Source organism: Histidinibacterium lentulum, assembly GCF_003789055.1.
Lineage (GTDB): Bacteria > Pseudomonadota > Alphaproteobacteria > Rhodobacterales > Rhodobacteraceae > Oceanicola > Oceanicola lentulus.
The window spans coordinates 328,256-343,333 of record NZ_ML119084.1 but is presented as its reverse complement, the minus strand read 5'-3'; the positions used below and the strand labels follow the sequence as shown (position 1 = coordinate 343,333).

Sequence of the window (15,078 nt, the reverse complement as noted above, 5' to 3'; positions counted from 1 at the left end):
ACCCAAGATGTCCCGTCGTCACGCCGCCGAAAAGCGCGAGATCCTTCCCGACGCCAAGTACGGCGACAAGGTTCTGACCAAGTTCATGAACAACCTGATGGTGGACGGCAAGAAATCCGTCGCCGAGAAGATCGTCTACAACGCGTTCGAGCGCGTCGAGGGCCGCCTGAAGAAGGCGCCCGTCGAGGTGTTCCACGAGGCGCTCGACAACATCAAGCCGTCGGTCGAGGTCCGCTCCCGCCGGGTCGGCGGCGCCACCTACCAGGTGCCCGTCGAGGTCCGCCCCGAGCGCCGCGAGGCGCTGGCGATCCGCTGGATGATCGACGCCGCCAAGAAGCGGAACGAGAACACCATGGAAGAGCGGCTTGCCGGTGAACTGATCGACGCCGTGCAGGGCCGCGGCACCGCCGTGAAGAAGCGCGAAGACACCCACAAGATGGCCGATGCCAACAAGGCGTTCAGCCACTACCGCTGGTAACCGGCCAGCCCCCATTCCTCGCCTCTGGAGCGATCACGATGCAACGCGACTACCCCCTCACGCGCTACCGGAATTTCGGGATCATGGCGCATATCGACGCCGGCAAGACCACGACGACCGAGCGGATCCTGTATTACACCGGCAAGTCCCACAAGATGGGTGAGGTGCACGAAGGCGCCGCAACCATGGACTGGATGGAGCAGGAGCAGGAGCGGGGCATCACGATCACCTCGGCGGCGACGACCACCTTCTGGTTCCGCACCGAGGACGGCAAGAACCCGACCGGCATCTACGGCGACACGCCCGAGGAGGCCCGGTTCCGCTTCAACATCATCGACACGCCCGGCCACGTCGACTTCACCATCGAGGTGGAGCGCTCGCTCGCCGTGCTGGACGGTGCCGTCGCCGTGCTCGACGCCAACGCCGGGGTCGAGCCGCAGACCGAGACCGTCTGGCGCCAGGCCGACCGCTACAAGGTGCCGCGCATCGTCTTCGTCAACAAGATGGACAAGATCGGCGCGGACTTCTTCAACTGCGTGCGGATGATCAAGGACCGGACCGGGGCGACCCCGGCGCCGATCCAGCTGCCCATCGGGGCCGAGGATCAGCTCGAGGGCCTGATCGACCTCGTGACCATGAAGGAATGGGTCTGGAAGGGCGAGGATCTCGGTGCCTCCTGGGTCGTGCAGGAGATCCGCGACGACCTGAAGGACCTCGCCGATGAATGGCGCGCGACGCTCATCGAGACTGCGGTCGACATGGACGACGACGCGATGGAGAAGTACCTCGAGGGCGTGGAGCCCGACGAGGCGACGCTGCGGTCGCTGATCCGCAAGGGGACGCTGTCGATGTCCTTCGTGCCCGTTCTCTGCGGCTCCGCGTTCAAGAACAAGGGCGTGCAGCCCATGCTCAACGCGGTGATCGACTACCTGCCCGGTCCGCTCGACGTGCCGCCCTACATGGGCTTCAGCCCCGATGACGAGACCGAGACCCGCAACATCGAGCGGCGCCCCGGCGACGACGAGCCGTTCGCCGGTCTCGCGTTCAAGATCATGAACGACCCCTTCGTGGGCTCGCTGACCTTCACCCGGATCTATTCGGGCATGATGAAGAAGGGCGACTCGGTCCTGAACTCCACCAAGGGCAAGAAAGAGCGCATCGGCCGGATGATGATGATGCACTCGAACTCCCGCGAGGAGATCGACTGGGCGGGCTCGGGCGACATCATCGCCATCGCGGGCCTGAAGGACACCACCACCGGCGACACGCTCTGCGATGCGCAGAAGCAGGTCGTGCTGGAAACCATGACCTTCCCCGATCCGGTCATCGAGATCGCCGTGGAGCCGAAGACGAAGGCCGACCAGGAGAAGATGTCCCAGGGCCTGCAGCGGCTTGCCGCCGAGGACCCGTCCTTCCGCGTCGAGACCGACATCGAGAGCGGCCAGACCATCATGAAGGGCATGGGCGAACTTCACCTCGACATCCTCGTCGACCGGCTGAAGCGCGAGTTCAAGGTCGAGGCCAACATCGGTGCGCCGCAGGTGGCCTACCGCGAGACCATCCGCAACAAGATCGAGCACACCTACACACACAAGAAGCAGTCGGGCGGCTCGGGCCAGTTCGCCGAGGTCAAGCTGGAGATCGCGCCGACCGTGCCGGGCGAGGGCTACTCCTTCGAGAGCCGCATCGTCGGCGGGGCCGTGCCCAAGGAATACATCCCCGGCGTCGAGAAGGGCATCAAGTCGGTCATGGACTCCGGTCCGCTCGCCGGCTTCCCGGTGATCGACTTCAAGGTGGCGCTGCTGGACGGCAAGTTCCACGACGTGGACTCGTCGGTGCTCGCCTTCGAGATCGCCGCCCGGATGTGCATGCGCGAGGGCCTCAAGCGGGCCGGCGCGCAGCTGCTCGAGCCGATCATGAAGGTCGAGGTGGTGACCCCCGAGGAATACACGGGTGGCATCATCGGCGACCTGACCTCGCGGCGCGGCATGGTGCAGGGGCAGGACACGCGCGGCAACGCCAACGTGATCAACGCCTTCGTGCCGCTGGCCAACATGTTCGGCTACATCAACACGCTGCGGTCGATGTCGTCGGGCCGGGCCCAGTTCACCATGCTCTTCGACCACTACGAGCCGGTGCCGCAGAACATCTCGGAAGAGATCCAGGCCAAATACGCATGACGGGTGGTGGGGTGAAACCCCACCCTACCCATAACCCGTAGGGTGGGTTTCGAACCCACCGATCCGACCATAAGGAGCCACCCATGGCCAAGGAAAAGTTCGCCCGCAACAAGCCGCATGTGAACATCGGCACGATCGGTCACGTGGACCACGGCAAGACGACGCTGACGGCGGCGATCACGAAGTATTTCGGCGACTTCCGCGCCTACGACCAGATCGACGGCGCGCCGGAGGAGAAGGCCCGCGGGATCACGATCTCGACGGCGCATGTGGAATACGAGACCGACTCGCGCCACTACGCCCATGTCGACTGCCCCGGCCACGCCGACTACGTGAAGAACATGATCACCGGTGCCGCGCAGATGGACGGCGCGATCCTCGTGGTGAACGCCGCCGACGGCCCGATGCCGCAGACGCGCGAGCACATCCTGCTGGGCCGCCAGGTGGGCATCCCGGCGATGGTCGTGTTCATGAACAAGGTCGACCAGGTCGATGATGCGGAGCTCCTGGAGCTCGTCGAGATGGAGATCCGGGAGCTTCTGTCCTCCTACGACTATCCCGGCGACGACATCCCGGTGATCCCGGGCTCGGCGCTGCACGCGATGAACGGGACGGAGCCCGCGATCGGCGAGGAAGCGATCCGCAAGCTGATGGCGGCGGTGGACGAGTACATCCCGACGCCGGAGCGGGCGATCGACATGCCGTTCCTGATGCCGATCGAGGACGTGTTCTCGATCTCGGGCCGGGGCACGGTGGTGACGGGCCGGGTCGAGCGCGGCGTGATCAACGTGGGCGACGAGATCGAGATCGTGGGCATCCGCGACACGAAGAAGACGACCTGCACGGGCGTGGAGATGTTCCGCAAGCTTCTCGATCGCGGCGAGGCGGGCGACAACATCGGCGCGCTTCTGCGCGGCATCGACCGTGAGGGCGTCGAGCGGGGGCAGGTTCTCTGCAAGCCCGGCTCGGTGAAGCCGCACACGAAGTTCGAGGCCGAGGCCTACATCCTGACGAAGGAGGAGGGCGGCCGCCACACGCCGTTCTTCGCGAACTACCGGCCGCAGTTCTATTTCCGGACGACGGACGTGACCGGCACGGTGACGCTGCCCGAGGGCACGGAGATGGTGATGCCGGGCGACAACCTGAAGTTCGAGGTGGAGCTGATCGCGCCGATCGCGATGGAGGACGGCCTGCGCTTCGCCATCCGCGAGGGCGGCCGCACCGTCGGCGCCGGCGTGGTCTCGAAGATCCTGCAGTAACGACCGGGCAGGGCGGGTCCGACCCCGCCCCCCGCGACAGTCAGGGGCGCCCTCCGCGGGGGGCGCCCGTCACGCAAGAAGACCGATACGTGGCCCGAGGCAATTCCGCCGGTCCACCTCTTTCGGAAAGATGCCGCGAAAGGCTTCCCCCATGGCAGTTCAAAGCCAGAATATCCGGATCAGGCTCAAGGCCTTCGATTTCCGGGTGCTCGACGCCTCCACCCACGAGATCGTCCAGACCGCCAAGCGCACCGGCGCCAGCGTCCGCGGACCGATCCCGCTGCCCAACAAGATCGAGAAGTTCACCGTTCTGCGGGGACCTCACATCGACAAGAAGAGCCGCGACCAGTTCGAGATCCGCACCCACAAGCGGCTTCTCGACATCGTGGATCCGACGCCCCAGACGGTGGACGCGCTGATGAAGCTCGACCTCGCCGCCGGCGTCGACGTCGAGATCAAGGTCTGAGGGGGGCACCAGCCATGTTGCGCTCTGGAATCATCGCAAAGAAGATCGGCATGACGCGGATCTTCCAGGAAGACGGGCGGCAGATCCCGGTCACCGTGCTGCAGCTCGACAAGCTGCAGGTCGTGGCCCAGCGGACCGCCGACCGTGACGGATACACCGCCGTCCAGCTTGGCGCGGGCACCGCGAAGGCCAAGCGGACCACCGCGGCCCTGCGCGGCCATTTCGCCAAGGCCAGCGTCGAGCCGAAGCGGAAGATTGCGGAATTCCGCGTCGCCCCCGAGAACCTGATCGAGGTCGGCGAGGAGATCACCGCGGACCACTATTTCGAGGGCCAGTATGTCGACGTGTCCGGCACGTCGATCGGCAAGGGCTTTCAGGGCGCCATGAAGCGGCACAACTTCGGCGGTCTGCGCGCGTCGCACGGCGTGTCGATCAGCCACCGCTCCCACGGCTCCACCGGCCAGTGCCAGGACCCCGGCAAGGTGTTCAAGGGCAAGAAGATGGCCGGCCACATGGGCGCCGTGCGCGTCACCACGCAGAACCTGCAGGTGATCCGCACCGACGCCGACCGTGGCATCATCATGGTCAAGGGCGCGGTGCCCGGCTCGAAAGGCGGCTGGGTCACCGTCAAGGACGCGGTCAAGAAGCCCGTGCCCGAGAACGTGATCTACCCGGCGGCGCTGAAATCCGCAGCCGACGAGGCGCGGCGCCTCGCCGAGGAGGCCGCGGCCCAGGCCGAGGCCGAGGCGAAGGCCGCCGAGGAGGCGCGTCTGGCCGAGGAGGCCGCCGCCCAGGAGGCCGCGCTCGAGGAAGCAAAGGCGGAGATCGCCGAAGAAGGTGCGGACACCGACAAGTCGGAGCCCGAAAAGAAGGACGGTGAGGAATGAAACTCGACGTGATCACCCTCGACGGCGGCAGCGCCGGGTCGGTCGAGCTCGACGAGGCCCTGTTCGGCCTCGAGCCGCGCGCCGACATCCTGCACCGCGTGGTCCGCTGGCAGCGCAACAACGCGCAGCAGGGCACCCACAAGGTGAAGACCCGCCGCGAGACCAGCTACTCGACCAAGAAGATCTACAAGCAGAAGGGCACCGGCGGCGCGCGTCACGGTGACCGGAATGCCCCGATCTTCCGCAAGGGCGGCGTCTACAAGGGCCCCGTCCCGCGCAGCCACGGCCACGAGCTGACGAAGAAGTTCCGCAAGCTGGGCCTCAAGCATGCGCTCTCGGCCAAGGCCAGGGCGGGCGAGCTCGTCGTGATCGAGGCCGCCGCGACCGAAGGCAAGACCGCCGTGCTCGCCAGGCAGCTGAAGAACCTCGGCTGGAAGCGCGCGCTCGTCATCGACGGGGCGGAGGTCAACGAGGGCTTTGCCCGCGCCGCGCGCAACATCGAAACCGTGGACGTGCTGCCCTCCATGGGCGCCAACGTCTACGACATCCTCCGCAGTGACACGCTCGTGCTCACCAAGGCGGGTGTCGAAGCCCTGGAGGCACGACTGAAATGACCGCAACCCCTGCGCATTACGACGTGATCCTGAAGCCCGTGATCACCGAGAAGTCGACCATGGCCTCCGAACAGGGCGCCGTCGTCTTCGAGGTGGCGCCCGACGCGACCAAGCCGCTCATCAAGGAGGCGGTCGAGTCGCTCTTCGGGGTCAAGGTGAAGGCCGTGAACACGACCATCACCAAGGGCAAGACCAAGCGGTTCCGGGGCAAGCCCGGACGCCGCAAGGACGTGAAGAAAGCCTATGTGACGCTCGAAGAGGGCAATGCCATTGACGTGAGCACGGGCCTCTAATACGAGGCCCCATCGCGCGGCCCCGGCATCCCCGGGGCCGTTCGATTTGCCGCACAGGCGAAGGACGGGTGCAGCGCACCTGTCTTGAACCGGGGACCTTCGGGGCCCTTCATCGACCGGACCCGCAGGTGCGGTGTCCCGCAAAGCAAACGGAAAGACAGTAATCATGGCACTCAAGTCGTACAAACCGACGACGCCTGGCCAGCGCGGGCTGGTTCTGATCGACCGTTCGGAGCTTTGGAAAGGCCGCCCCGTCAAGTCCCTCACCGAGGGCCTGACGAAGAAGGCGGGCCGGAACAACACCGGACGGATCACCATGCGTCGCCGTGGCGGGGGCGCGAAGCGTCTCTACCGCATCGTCGATTTCAAGCGCACGAAGCACGACGTCGAAGCGGTCGTCGTCCGCATCGAGTACGATCCGAACCGGACCGCGTTCATCGCGCTGATCCAGTATACCGACGGCGAGCAGGCCTATATCCTCGCGCCGCAGCGGATCGCCGTGGGCGACAAGATCATCTCGGGCGCCCGGGTCGACATCAAGCCGGGCAACGCGATGCCCTTCTCCGGCATGCCCATCGGCACCATCGTCCACAACGTGGAGATGAAGCCGGGCAAGGGCGGCCAGATCGCCCGGGCCGCCGGCACCTATGCCCAGTTCGTGGGCCGGGACGGCGGCTATGCCCAGATCCGTCTCAGCTCGGGCGAGCTGCGGCTGGTGCGGCAGGAATGCATGGCGACCGTGGGCGCCGTGTCGAACCCCGACAACTCGAACCAGAACTTCGGCAAGGCCGGCCGGATGCGCCACTATGGCAAGCGTCCCTCCGTCCGCGGCGTCGTCATGAACCCGGTGGACCACCCGCACGGCGGCGGCGAAGGCCGCACCTCGGGCGGCCGGAACCCGGTCACCCCCTGGGGTGTGCCGACCAAGGGCAAGCGGACCCGGGACAAGAAGAAGGCGAGCCAGAAGCTCATCATCCGTTCGCGGCACGCCCGCAAGAAAGGCCGGTAATCCATGTCCCGTTCTGTCTGGAAAGGCCCGTTCGTCGACGCCTACGTTCTCAAGAAGGCCGAGAAGGCCCGCGAGTCGACCCGCAACGACGTCATCAAGATCTGGTCCCGCCGCTCGACGATCCTGCCCCAGTTCGTGGGCCTGACCTTCGGCGTCTACAACGGCCACAAGCACATCCCCGTCAACGTCACCGAAGACATGATCGGCCAGAAGTTCGGCGAATACGCGCCGACGCGGACCTATTACGGTCACGCGGCCGACAAAAAAGCGAAGCGGAAATAAGCGTCATGGGCAAGGAAAAGAACCCCCGCCGCGTCGCCGAGAACGAGGCGATGGCGAAAACGCGGATGCTGAAGACCAGCCCGCAGAAGCTGAACCTGGTCGCCGCGATGATCCGCGGGAAGAAGGTGGACAAGGCCCTCACGGACCTGACCTTCTCCAAGCGCCGCATTGCCGGCGACGTGAAGAAGTGCCTGCAATCGGCGATCGCGAACGCCGAGAACAACCACGGGCTCGACGTCGACGAACTGATCGTCGCGGAGGCCTGGGTCGGCAAGAACCTCACGCTCAAGCGCGGACGTCCCCGTGGCCGTGGCCGGTTCGGCCGGATCATGAAGCCGTTCGCGGAAATCACCATCAAGGTGCGTCAGGTCGAGGAGCAAGCCTAATGGGTAACAAGGTCAATCCCGTCGGGATGCGCCTCCAGGTCAACCGCACCTGGGACAGCCGCTGGTATGCCGACACCAAGGAGTACGGCGACCTTCTGCTCGAGGATCTGAAGATCCGCGAGTTCATCAAGAAGGAGTGCAAGCAGGCGGGCATCAGCCGCGTGATCATCGAGCGTCCGCACCGCAAGTGCCGCGTCACGATCCACACCGCCCGCCCGGGCGTCATCATCGGCAAGAAGGGCGCGGACATCGAGACGCTGCGCAAGAAGCTGGCCAAGATGACCGCGAGCGAGCTGCACCTGAACATCGTCGAGGTGCGCAAGCCCGAACTGGACGCGGCCCTGGTGGGCGAGAGCATCGCCCAGCAGCTCGAGCGGCGGGTCAGCTTCCGGCGCGCGATGAAGCGGGCGGTTCAGAACGCCATGCGCATGGGTGCCCTCGGCATCCGGGTCAACGTGGCGGGCCGTCTCGGCGGCGCCGAGATCGCCCGGACCGAATGGTACCGCGAGGGTCGCGTTCCGCTGCACACGCTGCGCGCGGATATCGATTATGCGCATTCCGAGGCCGTGACCCCCTACGGCATCATCGGGATCAAGGTCTGGATCTTCAAAGGCGAGATCATGGAGCACGATCCCCAGGCACGCGACCGCAAGGCGCAGGAGCTGCAGGACGGGCCCGCCCCGCGCGGCGCCGGCGGCGGCCGTCGCGGCGACCGGTAAGGAGTAGGACAGATGCTTCAACCGAAACGTACGAAGTTCCGCAAGGCCCACAAGGGCCGGATCAGCGGCGAGGCCAAGGGTGGCTCCGACCTCAACTTCGGGACCTACGGGCTCAAGGCCCTGCAGCCCGAGCGGGTCACCGCCCGTCAGATCGAGGCCGCCCGCCGGGCCATGACGCGCCACATGAAGCGTCAGGGCCGGGTGTGGATCCGGATCTTCCCGGACCTGCCGGTCACGTCGAAGCCGGTCGAGGTCCGGATGGGCAAGGGCAAGGGCTCGGTCGATTACTGGGCCTGCAAGGTCAAGCCGGGCCGGATCATGTTCGAGATCGACGGCGTGAACGAGGACATCGCCCGCGAGGCCCTGCGCCTTGCCGCGATGAAGCTGCCGATCAAGACCCGCACCGTGGTGCGCGAGGACTGGTAAGCGGCCCGGGGGCCTTCGGACCCCGGTTCAGGATTTGGCCCCCGGCGGGAGACCGCCGGGGGCTTTTCGTTGGGGGCGCGATGGCGAGGCCGGGCCCGGGCTCAAGCCCGGCCTCCTTTCGCCCGGCCCGGGGCGCGCTCCAGCCCCATGCCCGAGGTCACCTCGGCAGGCCGGGCTCAAGCCCGGCCTACGTCCCGTGCGGTCCGCGGCGCGCTCGCGGCCCGATCCCCCGTCACCTTCGTAGGCCGGGGTTCAGCCCGGCCATCCCTTGTCCGGTCGTCCCGGACCATCGCCCCTCACGCCCGCGATCCCGGGAAGATCGCCGTCATCGCGCCGTGAAACTCCGCCCAGCTCTTTGTCGCGCGGTTCCCGGCGTAGCCGTGATAATGGCTGCGGCCCGAGGAGGTGGGCAGGCCCGCCCAGACCCGGGCGAGGCGGTTCATGAAGTCGACGCGCCCGATCTCGCCCGCGAGGAACCTCTCGAGCCCCGCCTCCACCAGCAGGATATCGGCCATCCGGTCCTGCACCGCGGGCGAGAACGGGGCGTCCCGGGGCAGGCCGAGCTGCCGCACCAGCCGCCGGAAGGTGGGCGGGATGAACTGGTAACGCCCGATCGCATGGGGCTGGCCGGGCGTCGCCCTGATCCAGTCGTCGATCTGCCCGATCGTGAGCCGCGTCGGCGGCGCGGGCGGGCGGATGCGGGCGCCGTGCTGCACCGCGTCATAGCCCGCCGGCCCCGCCTCCGCCGCCGCGATGAGGTCGCGCAGCCGCGCCACCGGCCCGCCCCCGCCCGACAGGGGCGCCGCGGCCTGCCGGAGCGGGGCAGGGGCGCGGTCCGGCCAGGGCGCAAAGAACCCGGCGGCATCCTGCCCGATGAAGGTGCTGGGTCCCGCCGCCGCGACGCTGTCCGACCGTACGGCGCCGGCCGCCGCGAAGAGCGACGGACCCTGCGCCGCCGCCGCCATCGCCCAGACGCAGAGGCCCAGCCACGCCGCGAGCCAACCCCCTGTCCACCCCGTCATCCGCGCCCCCGTGTCGCCCTGCCGGGGACCATGACCGCGAAGCGTTGAGATTCGCTTGACCGCCGGCAGGGGCTTTCGCGTGTCCGCGCCAGCGGCTAGAGCGGCGCCATGGCCCAGATCCGCTCGCTCTTCGCGACCCGCCTCTACCGCGCGCGCCTTTCCGACCACGCCCCGGCGGTGGACGAACGGGAGCTGCGTGCCTCCTGCTATTCCATCGCCGAGGACGACGAGGCGGGGCAGGACTGGTGCGACGAGAACGGCTATCCGGGCTACACCTCCTATGCCTCGCTGACCGACCTGCCCTGGCGGTTTCCGGTCTTCGCGGAGCTGGTCAGATGCCTCGACGCCCATGTCGCGGCCTTCGCGCAGGATCTCGCCTTCGATCTCGGGGACAAGGGGCTGGAGCTCGAGGACATCTGGATCAACATCCTGCCCGAGGGCGGCAGCCACGGCAGCCACATCCACCCCCATTCGGTGATCTCCGGCACGACCTACGTCGCCATGCCCGAGGGCACGAGCGCGCTGAAGCTCGAGGATCCGCGCCTGCCGATGATGATGGCCGCGCCCCCGCGGCTGAAGACGGTGCCCGAGGAGCTCAAGACCTTCGTGTCGGTGCCCACGGATCCGGGCGACGTGCTCCTCTGGGAAAGCTGGCTGCGCCACGAGGTGCCGATGAACCAGGCCGAGGACGACCGGATCAGCGTCAGCTTCAATTATCGGTGGGGGTGAGCGGGGTCGCTCCGGACTGCAACCAGTTCCGGAATTCCTCCTCGGAAATCTCGCCCGCGGCCAGTCCCTCCATCATCCGGAGACCCTCGTCCGGGTCCGGCCTGAATGCATGGCCGTTCAGCCTCAGGAAGGCGGCCGCCGTCACGAAGGCCGTCCGCTTGTTCCCGTCCACGAAGGCGTGCGCCTTGGCGATCCCGAAAGCATAAGCGGCGGAAAGGGCAAAGAGATCGGTCTCTCCATAGAAGAACCGGTTTCGCGGCCGGTCGGCGGCCGCTTCGAGAAGCGTCCCGTCTCGAAGGCCCGCCGCGCCGCCATGGCGCGCGATCTGCCGGTCGTGGATCGCCACGACGGCGGCCAGGGGCACCCGGGCGGGCTCCATCGCTCTCAGGCGAGCTTCTGGAGGAGGTCGCGGTTCTCGTCCATCACGGTCTCGGCCGCCTCCAGCGCCGCGGCGACATCGGGATCGGAGGCGAGTATCCTGAGGGTCCCGTCCCCGCTCTGGACCAGGTAGATCGTGTCGCCCTCCGCGATCTTGAGGAGGGTGAGCATTTCCGGTGTGAGGGTCATCACGGCGGTCTCGCCGATCCTGCGAACCTTGGTCTCGATCATCGGCCATGCCTCCGGGCAACCTGCGACATATACGCATGCCGGGGCCCAAGTCCACAATCGGGCGCCGGAGCACAACGCCCTGTTGCCATGTCGGATGCAATGGCCTATGGACGCCGCTCATCCCACCTCCACCGGGAATCAGGGTGACCCAGAACCAAACGTCTGGGGCCTTCCGGTGATGTTGCAACGACGAAGGACGAGGCAATGACCGCCGCAGACCTGCGCGACAAGACTCCGGACGAGCTCCGCGACCAGCTTGTCGCCCTCAAGAAAGAGGCCTTCAACCTGCGTTTCCAGCAGGCCACCGGCCAGATCGAGAACACCGCCCGCATGCGCAGCGTCCGCCGCGACGTGGCCCGGGTGAAGACCATCCTGAACGAAAAGGCCCGCGCGGCCGCCGGCACGGAGGCCTGATCATGCCCAAGCGTATCCTGTCCGGCACCGTCACCTCGACGCAGAACAAGCAGACCGTCACCGTTTCGGTCGAGCGCCGCTTCAAGCACCCGCTTCTGCAGAAGACCGTGCGGAAGTCGAAGAAATACCGCGCCCATGACGAGAACGAGACGTTCAACGTGGGCGACACCGTGCGCATCATCGAATGCGCCCCGAAATCGAAGACCAAACGCTGGGAGGTCATCGCCCAGTAGGCTTTGACACCCGGTTCGACGAAACCCTGGGGGCCAACCAGAAGAACAGCCCCCATAGGTCGGGAGAACCTGAATGATCCAGATGCAGACCAATCTGGATGTCGCTGACAATTCCGGAGCCCGGAAGGTTCAGTGCATCAAGGTGCTCGGCGGCTCCCACCGCCGTTACGCCTCGGTCGGCGACATCATCGTCGTCTCCGTCAAGGAAGCGATCCCGCGCGGCCGCGTGAAGAAGGGCGACGTCCGCAAGGCCGTCGTCGTGCGCACCGCGAAGGAAGTGCGCCGCGAGGACGGCACCGCGATCCGCTTCGACCGCAACGCCGCGGTCATCCTCAACAACAACAACGAGCCCGTGGGCACCCGGATCTTCGGACCCGTGGTGCGCGAGCTGCGCGCGAAGAACTTCATGAAGATCATCTCGCTCGCTCCGGAGGTGCTCTGATGGCCGCGAAGATCAAGAAGGGCGACAAGGTCGTCGTGCTCGCCGGCAAGGACAAGGGCAAGACCGGTGAGGTCTCCCAGGTCCTGCCGAAGGACGGCAAGGCCGTCGTCGACGGCGTGAACATCGCGATCCGTCACCAGCGCCAGTCCCAGACCAGCCAGGGCGGCCGCACGCCGAAGGCGATGCCGATCCACCTGTCGAACCTCGCGCTGCTCGACGGCAACGACAAGCCGACGCGCGTGGGCTTCCGGTTCGACGACGAGGGCAAGAAGGTCCGGTACGCCAAGACAACCGGGGAGACGATCTGATGCTCGACCAGGCCACCTACACCCCCCGCCTCAAGGCTCTCTACCGCGAGACGATCAAGCCCGCGCTGGTCGAGGAGTTCGGCTATTCGAACCCGATGATGGCGCCCCGGCTCGAGAAGATCGTGCTGAACATCGGCGCCGGCGCCGAGGCGGTGAAGGACAGCAAGAAGGCGAAATCCGCGGCCGACGATCTGACCCTGATCGCCGGTCAGCAGGCCGTCATCACCAAGGCGAAGAAGTCCATCGCGGGCTTCCGCGTCCGCGAGGACATGCCGCTCGGTGCCAAGGTCACCCTGCGCGGCGACCGCATGTACGAGTTCCTCGACCGCCTGATCACCGTGGCGATGCCCCGCATCCGCGACTTCCGCGGCGTGAAGCCCAGCTTCGACGGGCGCGGCAACTTCGCCATGGGCATCAAGGAGCACATCGTGTTCCCCGAGATCAACTTCGACAAGGTCGACGAGGTGTGGGGCATCGATGTGATCATCGTGACCGACGCCAAGACCGACGCCGAGGGCAAGGCTTTGCTCAAGGCGTTCAACATGCCGTTCAACGCGTAAGGACCAGGACCATGGCAAAGAAATCCATGATCGAACGCGAGAAGAAGCGCCAGCGCCTGGTCGCGCAATACGCGGCCAAGCGCGCGGCTCTCAAGAAGATCGCGACCGACACAGATCAACCGATGGAAGAGCGGTTCAAGGCCCGGCTGAAGCTGGCCGAGCTGCCCCGGAACTCCTCTCCCACCCGTCTTCACAACCGTTGCCAGCTGACGGGGCGTCCCCACGCCTATTACCGCAAGCTGAAGATGAGCCGGATCGCCCTGCGCGAGCTCGGCAGCCAGGGTCAGATCCCCGGCCTCGTGAAGTCGAGCTGGTAAGGGAGGGCAGGACATGAACGATCCCATCGGCGATATGCTGACCCGCATCCGCAACGGACAGATGCGCCACAAGTCCACCGTCTCCACGCCGGCCTCCAAGCTGCGTGGCTGGGTGCTCGACGTGCTCAAGGACGAGGGCTACATCCGAGGCTACGAGAAGACGACCGACAAGAACGGCCACCCGGCCTTCGAGATCTCGCTGAAGTACTACGAGGGCACCCCGGTGATCCGGGACCTCAAGCGCGTCTCCAAGCCCGGCCGCCGCGTCTACATGGCCTGCAACGACCTGCCCCAGGTCCGCCAGGGCCTCGGCGTGTCGATCGTCTCGACGTCCCGCGGTGTCATGACAGATGCAAACGCCCGCTCCGCCAATGTCGGCGGAGAGGTGCTCTGCCAGGTATTCTGAGGAGGGACCGATGTCTCGTATTGGAAAGAAGCCGGTCGAGCTGCCCTCGGGCGTCGAGGCCAGTGTCTCCGGCCAGACGATCGAGGTGAAGGGTCCCAAGGGCACCCGCAGCTTCACCGCCACCGACGACGTGACCCTGACCGTCGCCGACGGCGAGATCCGGGTGGAGCCCCGCGGCAAGTCCAAGCGCGCGCGCCAGCAGTGGGGCATGTCCCGCACGCAGGTCGCGAACTGCGTGCAGGGCGTGACCGAGGGCTTCAGGAAGGAACTGGAGATCCAGGGCGTGGGCTACCGCGCGCAGATGCAGGGCAACACCCTGAAGCTGAACCTGGGCTACAGCCACGACGTGAACTTCGACGTGCCCGAGGGCGTGACGATCACGGCCCCGAAGGTGACCCAGGTCATCGTCGAGGGCACGGATCAGCAGCAGGTCGGACAGGTCGCCGCGAACATCCGCGAATGGCGCGCGCCGGAGCCCTACAAGGGCAAGGGCATCCGCTACTTGGGCGAGTATATCTTCCGCAAGGAAGGCAAGAAGAAGTAAGGACGGGACAGAGATGGCCAACAACAAGCGCACCTTGTTCATCAAGCGCCGCCTGCGCGTCCGGAACAAGCTTCGCCGGGTGAATGCAGGGCGTCCGCGCCTGAGCGTGCACCGCTCGAACAAGAACATCAGCGTCCAGCTGATCGACGACGTGGCGGGCGTGACGCTCGCCGCGGCCTCCTCGCTCGAGAAGGATCTCGGCGTGGTGGGCAAGAACAACGTGGAAGCCGCCGCCAAGGTGGGCGCCGCGATCGCCGAGCGTGCCAAGGCCGCCGGCGTGACGGAGGCCTATTTCGACCGGGGCGGGTTCCTCTACCACGGCAAGGTCAAGGCCCTCGCCGATGCAGCGCGCGAAGGCGGGCTGAAGTTGTAAGGCATGGCCGGGCTGAAGCCCGGCCTACCTCTTCGCCCCGGCGACGGGGATCGAGAAAATGCGTAGGCCGGGCTTCAGCCCGGCTTATGGATAAGCGTAGGCGGCCGATGCCGCCTCGATGA

The 15,078-nt window shown here is 66.6% G+C and carries 25 protein-coding genes; 22 read left to right on the top strand and 3 right to left on the bottom strand.

What is annotated here, in order from left to right:
* Positions 1–7 precede the first annotated feature (7 nt).
* The 12 genes from rpsG to rplP all read left to right on the top strand — a co-directional run bounded on the left by rpsG (position 8) and on the right by rplP (position 8,999).
* Complete coding sequence (rpsG, locus tag EAT49_RS10040) at positions 8–478, top strand: 30S ribosomal protein S7 (RefSeq protein WP_123642179.1); 471 nt, start codon at positions 8–10, stop codon at positions 476–478.
* A gap of 38 nt (positions 479–516) precedes the next feature.
* A complete protein-coding gene (gene fusA, locus EAT49_RS10035; RefSeq protein WP_123642178.1) occupies positions 517–2,658 on the top strand; it encodes an elongation factor G in 2,142 nt (713 codons plus the stop codon).
* Between the two features lie 83 nt (positions 2,659–2,741).
* Positions 2,742–3,917, top strand: coding sequence for an elongation factor Tu (gene tuf / locus EAT49_RS10030; RefSeq protein ID WP_123642177.1), 1,176 nt, complete (start codon positions 2,742–2,744; stop codon positions 3,915–3,917).
* A gap of 151 nt (positions 3,918–4,068) precedes the next feature.
* Positions 4,069–4,383, top strand: coding sequence for a 30S ribosomal protein S10 (gene rpsJ, locus EAT49_RS10025; protein ID WP_123642176.1), 315 nt, complete (start codon positions 4,069–4,071; stop codon positions 4,381–4,383).
* A gap of 14 nt (positions 4,384–4,397) precedes the next feature.
* Entirely contained in the window at positions 4,398–5,270 is an 873-nt protein-coding gene (gene rplC / locus EAT49_RS10020; protein ID WP_123642175.1) for a 50S ribosomal protein L3, read from the top strand.
* Entirely contained in the window at positions 5,267–5,884 is a 618-nt protein-coding gene (rplD, locus tag EAT49_RS10015) for a 50S ribosomal protein L4 (protein ID WP_123642174.1), read from the top strand. Before rplC ends, rplD begins: the two co-directional genes overlap by 4 nt.
* Positions 5,881–6,177: a 50S ribosomal protein L23 gene (locus EAT49_RS10010; RefSeq protein ID WP_123642173.1), complete on the top strand. Its 297-nt coding sequence runs from the start codon at positions 5,881–5,883 to the stop codon at positions 6,175–6,177. The genes rplD and EAT49_RS10010 overlap by 4 nt, the downstream gene beginning before the upstream one ends.
* A 166-nt stretch (positions 6,178–6,343) precedes the next feature.
* Complete coding sequence (rplB, locus tag EAT49_RS10005; protein WP_123642172.1) at positions 6,344–7,186, top strand: 50S ribosomal protein L2; 843 nt, start codon at positions 6,344–6,346, stop codon at positions 7,184–7,186.
* 3 nt (positions 7,187–7,189) lie between these two features.
* Positions 7,190–7,468 carry a 30S ribosomal protein S19 gene (rpsS, locus tag EAT49_RS10000; RefSeq protein ID WP_123642171.1) on the top strand — a complete coding sequence of 93 codons (279 nt, stop codon included), beginning with the start codon at positions 7,190–7,192 and terminating at the stop codon, positions 7,466–7,468.
* Between the two features lie 5 nt (positions 7,469–7,473).
* The gene (gene rplV, locus EAT49_RS09995; RefSeq protein ID WP_123642170.1) at positions 7,474–7,854 is read left to right on the top strand and encodes a 50S ribosomal protein L22; all 381 of its coding nucleotides are present in this window, start codon (positions 7,474–7,476) and stop codon (positions 7,852–7,854) included.
* Positions 7,854–8,573, top strand: coding sequence for a 30S ribosomal protein S3 (gene rpsC / locus EAT49_RS09990; RefSeq protein WP_123642169.1), 720 nt, complete (start codon positions 7,854–7,856; stop codon positions 8,571–8,573). Before rplV ends, rpsC begins: the two co-directional genes overlap by 1 nt.
* A 12-nt stretch (positions 8,574–8,585) precedes the next feature.
* The gene (gene rplP, locus EAT49_RS09985) at positions 8,586–8,999 is read left to right on the top strand and encodes a 50S ribosomal protein L16 (RefSeq protein WP_123642168.1); all 414 of its coding nucleotides are present in this window, start codon (positions 8,586–8,588) and stop codon (positions 8,997–8,999) included.
* A gap of 296 nt (positions 9,000–9,295) precedes the next feature.
* Here the strand turns inward: rplP and EAT49_RS09980 are convergent, their stop codons facing one another.
* Complete coding sequence (locus EAT49_RS09980; protein WP_246003815.1) at positions 9,296–10,021, bottom strand: lysozyme family protein; 726 nt, start codon at positions 10,019–10,021, stop codon at positions 9,296–9,298.
* Positions 10,022–10,129: 108 nt separating this feature from the next.
* Here EAT49_RS09980 and EAT49_RS09975 point away from each other — a divergent pair, with 108 nt between their 5' ends.
* Positions 10,130–10,750, top strand: a complete 621-nt coding sequence (locus tag EAT49_RS09975; RefSeq protein ID WP_123642167.1) for a TIGR02466 family protein — start codon at positions 10,130–10,132, stop codon at positions 10,748–10,750.
* Here the strand turns inward: EAT49_RS09975 and EAT49_RS09970 are convergent.
* Together EAT49_RS09970 and EAT49_RS09965 are read right to left on the bottom strand one after the other, a co-directional pair.
* Positions 10,731–11,129 carry a type II toxin-antitoxin system death-on-curing family toxin gene (locus EAT49_RS09970; RefSeq protein WP_123642166.1) on the bottom strand — a complete coding sequence of 133 codons (399 nt, stop codon included), beginning with the start codon at positions 11,127–11,129 and terminating at the stop codon, positions 10,731–10,733. The genes EAT49_RS09975 and EAT49_RS09970 overlap by 20 nt on opposite strands.
* Before the next feature lie 5 nt (positions 11,130–11,134).
* Positions 11,135–11,359 carry an AbrB/MazE/SpoVT family DNA-binding domain-containing protein gene (locus EAT49_RS09965; protein ID WP_123642165.1) on the bottom strand — a complete coding sequence of 75 codons (225 nt, stop codon included), beginning with the start codon at positions 11,357–11,359 and terminating at the stop codon, positions 11,135–11,137.
* 204 nt (positions 11,360–11,563) lie between these two features.
* On the opposite strand from EAT49_RS09965, the gene rpmC reads away from it, so the two are divergent.
* The 9 genes from rpmC to rplR all read left to right on the top strand — a co-directional run bounded on the left by rpmC (position 11,564) and on the right by rplR (position 14,956).
* Positions 11,564–11,773 (top strand): 50S ribosomal protein L29, encoded by a 210-nt coding sequence (gene rpmC / locus EAT49_RS09960; RefSeq protein ID WP_123642164.1) that lies wholly within the window; start codon positions 11,564–11,566, stop codon positions 11,771–11,773.
* A 2-nt stretch (positions 11,774–11,775) separates the two neighbouring features.
* The gene (gene rpsQ, locus EAT49_RS09955) at positions 11,776–12,006 is read left to right on the top strand and encodes a 30S ribosomal protein S17 (RefSeq protein ID WP_123642163.1); all 231 of its coding nucleotides are present in this window, start codon (positions 11,776–11,778) and stop codon (positions 12,004–12,006) included.
* Positions 12,007–12,079: 73 nt separating this feature from the next.
* Complete coding sequence (gene rplN / locus EAT49_RS09950) at positions 12,080–12,448, top strand: 50S ribosomal protein L14 (protein ID WP_107975769.1); 369 nt, start codon at positions 12,080–12,082, stop codon at positions 12,446–12,448.
* On the top strand, positions 12,448–12,756 hold the full coding sequence (gene rplX / locus EAT49_RS09945; RefSeq protein WP_123642162.1) for a 50S ribosomal protein L24: 309 nt from the start codon (positions 12,448–12,450) through the stop codon (positions 12,754–12,756). The genes rplN and rplX overlap by 1 nt, the downstream gene beginning before the upstream one ends.
* Entirely contained in the window at positions 12,756–13,316 is a 561-nt protein-coding gene (rplE, locus tag EAT49_RS09940) for a 50S ribosomal protein L5 (protein ID WP_123642161.1), read from the top strand. The genes rplX and rplE overlap by 1 nt, the downstream gene beginning before the upstream one ends.
* Positions 13,317–13,327: 11 nt before the next feature.
* Positions 13,328–13,633, top strand: a complete 306-nt coding sequence (rpsN, locus tag EAT49_RS09935) for a 30S ribosomal protein S14 (protein WP_123642160.1) — start codon at positions 13,328–13,330, stop codon at positions 13,631–13,633.
* A gap of 13 nt (positions 13,634–13,646) precedes the next feature.
* Positions 13,647–14,039 carry a 30S ribosomal protein S8 gene (gene rpsH / locus EAT49_RS09930; RefSeq protein WP_123642159.1) on the top strand — a complete coding sequence of 131 codons (393 nt, stop codon included), beginning with the start codon at positions 13,647–13,649 and terminating at the stop codon, positions 14,037–14,039.
* Between the two features lie 10 nt (positions 14,040–14,049).
* On the top strand, positions 14,050–14,583 hold the full coding sequence (rplF, locus tag EAT49_RS09925) for a 50S ribosomal protein L6 (protein WP_123642158.1): 534 nt from the start codon (positions 14,050–14,052) through the stop codon (positions 14,581–14,583).
* 13 nt (positions 14,584–14,596) lie between these two features.
* A complete protein-coding gene (gene rplR, locus EAT49_RS09920; protein ID WP_123642157.1) occupies positions 14,597–14,956 on the top strand; it encodes a 50S ribosomal protein L18 in 360 nt (119 codons plus the stop codon).
* Positions 14,957–15,078: the final 122 nt, after the last annotated feature.

What these genes read in the sequence shown, in the direction of transcription:
- rpsS (WP_123642171.1), top strand. Translation starts at nt 7,190, where the DNA reads ATGTCCCGTTCTGTCTGGAAAGGCCCGTTCGTCGACGCCTACGTTCTC.
- rplR (WP_123642157.1), top strand. Translation starts at nt 14,597, where the DNA reads ATGGCCAACAACAAGCGCACCTTGTTCATCAAGCGCCGCCTGCGCGTC.
- rpsG (WP_123642179.1), top strand. Translation starts at nt 8, where the DNA reads ATGTCCCGTCGTCACGCCGCCGAAAAGCGCGAGATCCTTCCCGACGCC.
- rplC (WP_123642175.1), top strand. Translation starts at nt 4,398, where the DNA reads ATGTTGCGCTCTGGAATCATCGCAAAGAAGATCGGCATGACGCGGATC.
- tuf (WP_123642177.1), top strand. Translation starts at nt 2,742, where the DNA reads ATGGCCAAGGAAAAGTTCGCCCGCAACAAGCCGCATGTGAACATCGGC.
- rplV (WP_123642170.1), top strand. Translation starts at nt 7,474, where the DNA reads ATGGGCAAGGAAAAGAACCCCCGCCGCGTCGCCGAGAACGAGGCGATG.
- rpmC (WP_123642164.1), top strand. Translation starts at nt 11,564, where the DNA reads ATGACCGCCGCAGACCTGCGCGACAAGACTCCGGACGAGCTCCGCGAC.
- rplE (WP_123642161.1), top strand. Translation starts at nt 12,756, where the DNA reads ATGCTCGACCAGGCCACCTACACCCCCCGCCTCAAGGCTCTCTACCGC.
- rplB (WP_123642172.1), top strand. Translation starts at nt 6,344, where the DNA reads ATGGCACTCAAGTCGTACAAACCGACGACGCCTGGCCAGCGCGGGCTG.
- rpsQ (WP_123642163.1), top strand. Translation starts at nt 11,776, where the DNA reads ATGCCCAAGCGTATCCTGTCCGGCACCGTCACCTCGACGCAGAACAAG.
- EAT49_RS09970 (WP_123642166.1), bottom strand. Translation starts at nt 11,129, where the DNA reads ATGGAGCCCGCCCGGGTGCCCCTGGCCGCCGTCGTGGCGATCCACGAC.
- rplN (WP_107975769.1), top strand. Translation starts at nt 12,080, where the DNA reads ATGATCCAGATGCAGACCAATCTGGATGTCGCTGACAATTCCGGAGCC.
- rplP (WP_123642168.1), top strand. Translation starts at nt 8,586, where the DNA reads ATGCTTCAACCGAAACGTACGAAGTTCCGCAAGGCCCACAAGGGCCGG.
- EAT49_RS10010 (WP_123642173.1), top strand. Translation starts at nt 5,881, where the DNA reads ATGACCGCAACCCCTGCGCATTACGACGTGATCCTGAAGCCCGTGATC.
- rpsJ (WP_123642176.1), top strand. Translation starts at nt 4,069, where the DNA reads ATGGCAGTTCAAAGCCAGAATATCCGGATCAGGCTCAAGGCCTTCGAT.
- EAT49_RS09975 (WP_123642167.1), top strand. Translation starts at nt 10,130, where the DNA reads ATGGCCCAGATCCGCTCGCTCTTCGCGACCCGCCTCTACCGCGCGCGC.
- rpsC (WP_123642169.1), top strand. Translation starts at nt 7,854, where the DNA reads ATGGGTAACAAGGTCAATCCCGTCGGGATGCGCCTCCAGGTCAACCGC.
- fusA (WP_123642178.1), top strand. Translation starts at nt 517, where the DNA reads ATGCAACGCGACTACCCCCTCACGCGCTACCGGAATTTCGGGATCATG.
- rplD (WP_123642174.1), top strand. Translation starts at nt 5,267, where the DNA reads ATGAAACTCGACGTGATCACCCTCGACGGCGGCAGCGCCGGGTCGGTC.
- rplX (WP_123642162.1), top strand. Translation starts at nt 12,448, where the DNA reads ATGGCCGCGAAGATCAAGAAGGGCGACAAGGTCGTCGTGCTCGCCGGC.
- EAT49_RS09965 (WP_123642165.1), bottom strand. Translation starts at nt 11,359, where the DNA reads ATGATCGAGACCAAGGTTCGCAGGATCGGCGAGACCGCCGTGATGACC.
- rplF (WP_123642158.1), top strand. Translation starts at nt 14,050, where the DNA reads ATGTCTCGTATTGGAAAGAAGCCGGTCGAGCTGCCCTCGGGCGTCGAG.
- rpsH (WP_123642159.1), top strand. Translation starts at nt 13,647, where the DNA reads ATGAACGATCCCATCGGCGATATGCTGACCCGCATCCGCAACGGACAG.
- EAT49_RS09980 (WP_246003815.1), bottom strand. Translation starts at nt 10,021, where the DNA reads ATGACGGGGTGGACAGGGGGTTGGCTCGCGGCGTGGCTGGGCCTCTGC.
- rpsN (WP_123642160.1), top strand. Translation starts at nt 13,328, where the DNA reads ATGGCAAAGAAATCCATGATCGAACGCGAGAAGAAGCGCCAGCGCCTG.